This is a genomic window from Streptomyces sp. NPDC059010 (assembly GCF_042740355.1).
Taxonomy (GTDB): Bacteria; Actinomycetota; Actinomycetes; order Streptomycetales; family Streptomycetaceae; genus Streptomyces.
In genome coordinates this window covers 364,222-369,973 of the sequence record NZ_JBHYJA010000002.1, presented here as the reverse complement: position 1 = coordinate 369,973, position 5,752 = coordinate 364,222, and the positions used below count along the sequence as shown (strand labels likewise).

3 protein-coding genes are annotated in these 5,752 nt (G+C 71.1%); 1 reads left to right on the top strand and 2 read right to left on the bottom strand.

The genetic code is table 11. The annotated features are described in order from the left end of the window. Positions 1–1,226 (bottom strand): maltotransferase domain-containing protein (locus ACFWYS_RS03790; RefSeq protein WP_384762799.1); only part of this gene is annotated, 1,226 nt, incomplete at its 3' end. A gap of 229 nt (positions 1,227–1,455) precedes the next feature. Beyond that, positions 1,456–2,658: a S8 family peptidase gene (locus ACFWYS_RS03785; protein WP_384762796.1), complete on the bottom strand. Its 1,203-nt coding sequence runs from the start codon at positions 2,656–2,658 to the stop codon at positions 1,456–1,458. A gap of 355 nt (positions 2,659–3,013) precedes the next feature. Between ACFWYS_RS03785 and ACFWYS_RS03780 the strand changes: the two genes are divergently transcribed. Continuing rightward, positions 3,014–5,632, top strand: coding sequence for a glycosyltransferase family 1 protein (locus ACFWYS_RS03780; protein WP_384762793.1), 2,619 nt, complete (start codon positions 3,014–3,016; stop codon positions 5,630–5,632). Positions 5,633–5,752 lie beyond the last annotated feature (120 nt).

The following is a 5,752-nucleotide window of genomic DNA, read 5'->3' as shown; positions in this document are numbered from 1 at the left end:
AGCACCCGCAGCGTCTCGGCGGTCAGACCGTCCATGTCCGCGTCGAACGCGAGGGGGTAGATGTCCTGGTACTTCTTCGGCGGGTTCTCCGCGTACGCGATGGTGCCGTCCGGACGGTGGTGGAACCACTCCGGGTGCTTCTGCACCCAGGGGTGGTCGGGCGAGCACTGCAGCGCGAAGTCGAGCGCGACCTCCAGGCCGAGTTCCGCGGCCCGGGCCACGAACCGGTCGAAGTCCTCGATCGTGCCCAGGTCGGGGTGGATCGCGTCGTGGCCGCCCTCGGGCGAGCCGATCGCCCACGGCACGCCGACGTCGTCCGGGCCGGCGGACAGGGTGTTGTTGGGGCCCTTGCGGAACGTCGTGCCGATCGGGTGGATGGGCGGGAGGTAGACCACGTCGAAGCCCATGGCGGCGATGTCGGGCAGTCGGCGGGCGGCGGTGTCGAAGGTGCCGTGGGGGTGTTCGGCGGTGCCCTCGGAGCGGGGGAAGAACTCGTACCAGGAGCCGTACAGGGCGCGTTCGCGTTCCACCAGCAGCGGCAGCGGGTCGGAGGCGGTGACCAGGTCACGCAGCGGATACCGCCCCAGCACCGCGTCCACCTCGGGCGTCAGTGCCGCCGCCAGTCGCCAGGCGGCCGGGCGGCTCTCGTCCCGCAGGGCCTCGACGGCCGCCAGCACGGCCCGTTGCCCTTCTTCGCCCTCCGGCACTCCGGCGGCCGCACGCTCGTAGAGCCGCGCGCCCTCCTCCAGGACCAGGTCCGTGTCCATGCCGGCCGGGATCTTGATCTCGGCGTGGTGCCGCCAGGTGGCGATCGGGTCGCCCCAGGCCTCGACCAGGTAGGTCCACCGGCCGGGCTCTCCGGCGGTGACGTCGGCGCCCCAGCGGTCGGTGCCGGGGGCGAGTTCACGCATCGGAGTCCAGGGGCCGGGACGGCCGTCCGGGTCGATGAGTACGGCATTGGCGGCGACGGCGTCATGTCCCTCACGGAACACCGTCGCCGAGATCTCGAAGGTCTCGCCGGTCACCGCCTTCGCGGGCCTGCGCCCGTGCTGGACGATCGGGCGGACGTCGAGCACCGGTATGCGCCCGACACCGCCGCCCGTGCCGCTCGCGGAGGATCGCTCCGGAGCCGGCGGTCCGGGATCGGCGGCTGTGTCGCGGTGGACCGGAGTTGCGTCGGTACGGGACGTCGGGGGTGAGGACGACTGGTGGCGCATGGCGGGCATGACCGCTCCTGTCCGCGTCAACGTGGGTGGGCGGATGGCTGTGGGGAGGTGGGTCCTGCGGGTGGTGCGCCCGGGGGCGCACGGGTGGGGTGTACCGGAGGAGCCTTCCCACCCTATTCGGGTGGGCAATCCGGCACTTTGTTAACTACTCACGCGTATGTCTACGCACAAGACCGGCCCCGTTCCTCAGGAACGGGGCCGGTGTCTGCAATTCGCCGACAAGTGGCCGCTATGAGCCCGGTACCTGCAGGAGTTTGTTCGGCGAGCCGAGCCCACGCCCGGAGACCTTGCCGGACGCGGCCCGCGCCACCAGCGCCTTGGACACCTGCGCGGGAAGGGCCTTGGGATGCTCGGCCAGATAGAGCGCGGCCACGCCCGCGACGTGCGGCGACGCCATCGACGTACCCGAGAAGGTCGCCTTGCCGGTGTCGCTCCCGTACGACGCCGACGTGATTCCGACCCCTGGTGCGAACAGGTCCAGGGACGGGCCGAAGTTGGAGAAGCCGGCCCTCGCGTCCTTCTTGTCGGTGGCGCCCACGGTGATGGCCTCCCGCACCGCGGCGGGGGAGTACAGGGACGCCGGCAGCCCGTCGTTGCCCGCCGCGACCGTGTAGGTGACGCCGGACGCGATGGAGTTGCGCACGGCGGCGTCCAACTGCGCGTTGCGGTAGCCGCCGAGGCTGACGTTGGCGACCGCAGGCTTCCTCGCGTGCTTGGTCACCCAGTCGATGCCCGCGATGACCTGGGCCGTCGTGCCGCCGCCTTCGTTGTCGAGGACCCGTACGGAGACGACCTTGGCGTTCTTGGCGACGCCGTACCGGCTGCCCGCGACGGTGCCGGCGACATGGGTGCCGTGGCCGTTTCCGTCGCCCGCGCTCTTGTCGTTGCCGACGAAGTCCCAGCCGTAGCTCGCCCGGCCGCCGAAGTCCTTGTGCGAGATACGGATGCCGGTGTCGATCACGTAGACCGTCACGCCGCTGCCCGCGGACTCGGGCCAGGTGTAGCTCTTGTCCAGCGGAAGGTTGGCCTGATCGATGCGGTCGAGCCCCCAGGACGGCGGGTTCTGCTGGTTGTGCTCCAGGGTCACGCGGGTGTCCTGGACGACCGAGGCGACGCGGGAGTCCGCCGCGAGCCGCTTGGCCTGTCTCTCGTTGGCACGGATGGCGTAGCCGTTGAGGACCGTGCCGTAGGTGTGGCTTATTTTCGCCCCGTACTTGTCGGCAAGGCCCTTTCCGGCCGCCGACGGAGCTTTTGTTCCTCCCTTGAGTGTCACCACGTAACTGCCGCTTATGGTGCCGGGGTCCCCGGCGCCGAGTATCTGCCCCTCCGGTGCGGCGTGCGCGGGCAGGGTGCTGGCCGACAGGGCGGCGACACAGGTCACCGCGGTCAGGCCCCCCGCCCAGCGCAGACGCCGTATGCGCGTCCGTGCCATGGTGTGAGTTCCCCTCCTCAACTCGGCGCACGACGGCCCTCCGACACCGGGTGCACCCGGTGCGGACCGGTACGCCACGAGTCAGCCTCTCTCCATGTGAGAAGTCGCCACAAGGACGCCTACGGGGGCGGAATCGGCCATATCGTCGATGGGGGATGTGTAAAGGTTGCGGCTGCTTTCGGACGAAGGTGAGCGAAATAGACCCGTCCGGCGGCAGGGGACACGAACGATCAAGCCGAACCGGGGACTGCGGGCGAAGCTCCCAGCGAGGGCGACGCCTTCGCCGGTAACGTCGTGGGCCACGGCGACGCACACTGTCGTGCGGCGTCATCCAGCGAAGCGCCGAGGTGGAACCGTGAAGGCGATCCGTCGATTCACCGTCCGTCCTGTCCTCCCCGAACCCCTCCGGCCTCTGAGCGACCTCGCGCGCAATCTGCGCTGGTCCTGGCACGCGGAGACCCGCGAACTCTTCCAGACCGTCGACCCCGAGTGCTGGGCGGCATCGGGTCAGGACCCCGTACGGCTGCTGGGCAGTGTGTCGCCCGGGCGGCTCGCGGAGCTGGCCGAGGACCGCCGGTTCCTGCGCCGGCTGGCCGCGGCCGCCGCTGACCTGGGCGACTACGTCAGCGGCGGGCGCTGGTACCAGGAGCAGCCCGGCGAACTCCCCGCCGCCGTCGCCTACTTCTCACCCGAGTTCGGCATCACGGCCGCCCTGCCCCAGTACTCCGGTGGCCTCGGCATCCTCGCCGGCGACCATCTCAAGGCGGCCAGCGACCTCGGCGTACCGCTGATCGGGGTCGGGCTGCTGTACCGGCACGGCTATTTCCGGCAGTCCCTGTCCCGGGACGGCTGGCAGCAGGAGCACTACCCGGTCCTGGACCCCAACGAGCTGCCGCTCGCGCTCCTGGAGGAACCCGACGGCAGCCCCACCCGGATCTCCCTCGCCCTGCCCGGCGGCAGGTCGCTGCACGCGAGGGTCTGGCTCGCGCAGGTCGGCCGGGTGCCGCTGCTGATGCTCGACTCGGACGTCGAGGAGAACGGCCTCGGCGAACGCGGCGTCACCGACCGGCTCTACGGGGGCGGCAGCGAGCACCGGCTGCTGCAGGAGATGCTGCTGGGTATAGGAGGTGTGCGGGCCGTACGGACGTACTGCCGTTTGACCGGCCACCCGGAACCCGAGGTCTTCCACACCAACGAGGGCCATGCCGGCTTCCTCGGTCTGGAGCGCATCGCCGAACTGGCCGCCGGGGGGATGGACTTCGACTCCGCGCTGGAGGCCGTCCGCGCCGGGACCGTCTTCACCACCCACACCCCCGTCGCGGCCGGCATCGACCGCTTCGACCGCGAGCTGGTCGCCCACCACTTCGGCCCCGACGCCGAACTCCCGGGCATCGACGTCGAGCGCATCCTCCAGCTGGGCATGGAGACCTACCCCGGCGGCGAACCGAACCTCTTCAACATGGCCGTGATGGGCCTGCGCCTGGGGCAGCGGGCGAACGGCGTCTCGCTGCTGCACGGCAACGTCAGCCGCGAGATGTTCTCCGGACTGTGGCCGGGGTTCGACCCCGACGAGGTCCCCATCACCTCGGTCACCAACGGCGTCCACGCCCCGACCTGGGTCGCCCCCGAGGTGTTCCGGCTCGGCGCCCGTCAGATCGGCGCCCAGCGCACCGAGGACGCGATGACCGTCGGCGGCTCGGACCGCTGGGACGCGGTCGGGGACATCCCCGACCAGGACATCTGGGAGCTGCGCCGGAACCTGCGCGAGCAGCTGGTGACGGAGGTGCGGGACCGGCTGCGCACCTCCTGGCGGCAACGCGGCGCGGGCACGGCCGAGTTGGGCTGGATCGACGGTGTGCTGGACCCCGACGTCCTCACGATCGGATTCGCGCGGCGCGTTCCGTCGTACAAGCGGCTGACGCTGATGCTCAGGGACCGCGACCGGCTGATGGACCTGCTGCTGCACCCGGAGCGGCCCCTTCAGATCGTGGTGGCGGGCAAGGCGCATCCGGCGGACGACGGCGGCAAGCGGCTGGTCCAGGAGCTGGTGAGGTTCGCGGACGATCCGCGGGTGCGGCATCGGATCGTGTTCCTGCCGGACTACGGCATGGCGATGGCGCAGAAGCTGTATCCGGGCTGCGACATCTGGCTGAACAACCCGCTCAGGCCGCTGGAGGCGTGCGGTACGTCGGGCATGAAGGCGGCGCTGAACGGCTGTCTCAACCTCTCCGTCCTGGACGGCTGGTGGGACGAGTGGTTCCAGCCCGACTTCGGCTGGGCGATCCCCACGGCCGACGGCACCGGTACGGAGCCGGACCACCGCGACGACATAGAGGCGGCGGCGCTGTACGACCTGCTGGAGCAGCGTGTCACGCCGCGCTTCTACGAGCGCGGCCAGGACGGGCTGCCGGACCGCTGGATCGAGATGGTCCGTCAGACGCTGACCCATCTGGGCCCGAAGGTGCTGGCGGGCAGGATGGTCCGGGAATACGTCGAACGCCTCTACACCCCGGCCGCGCACGCCCATCGCGCGATGACACCGGACGCGGCGCTTGAGCTGGCGGGCTGGAAGGCGCGGGTGCGCTCGGCCTGGCACGGCGTCACGGTCGACCATGTCGAGACATCGGCGGCGACACCCACCGCGGAACTCGGCTCGACGCTCAGTCTCCGGGTGCGGGTCGGGCTGGGCGAACTAGGCCCGGACGATGTGGAGGTCCAGGCGGTTTCGGGGCGGGTGGACGCCGAGGACCGCATCGCGGACGCGTCGACGGTGCCGCTCAAGCCGACCGGGAACCCGGACGCGGAGGGGCGGTGGGTGTACGAGGGCCCGCTCGCCCTGGACCGGACGGGGCCGTACGGCTATACCGTCCGGATTCTTCCGGCGCATCGGCTGCTGGCGTCCGGCGCGGAGCTGGGGCTGGTGGCGGTGCCTTCGGAGGAGACGGGCGAGGGGGCCGGGGTGCTGATGCGGTGAGCACGAAGCGCGGGGGGGGGGGGGGGGGGGGCCCCGGGCCCCCCGCCCCCCCCGCGCCCCCCCCCCGGACCAGACAGTCGCTAAATCACCCTATATAAAAACACCCCACCCACTCTCCAC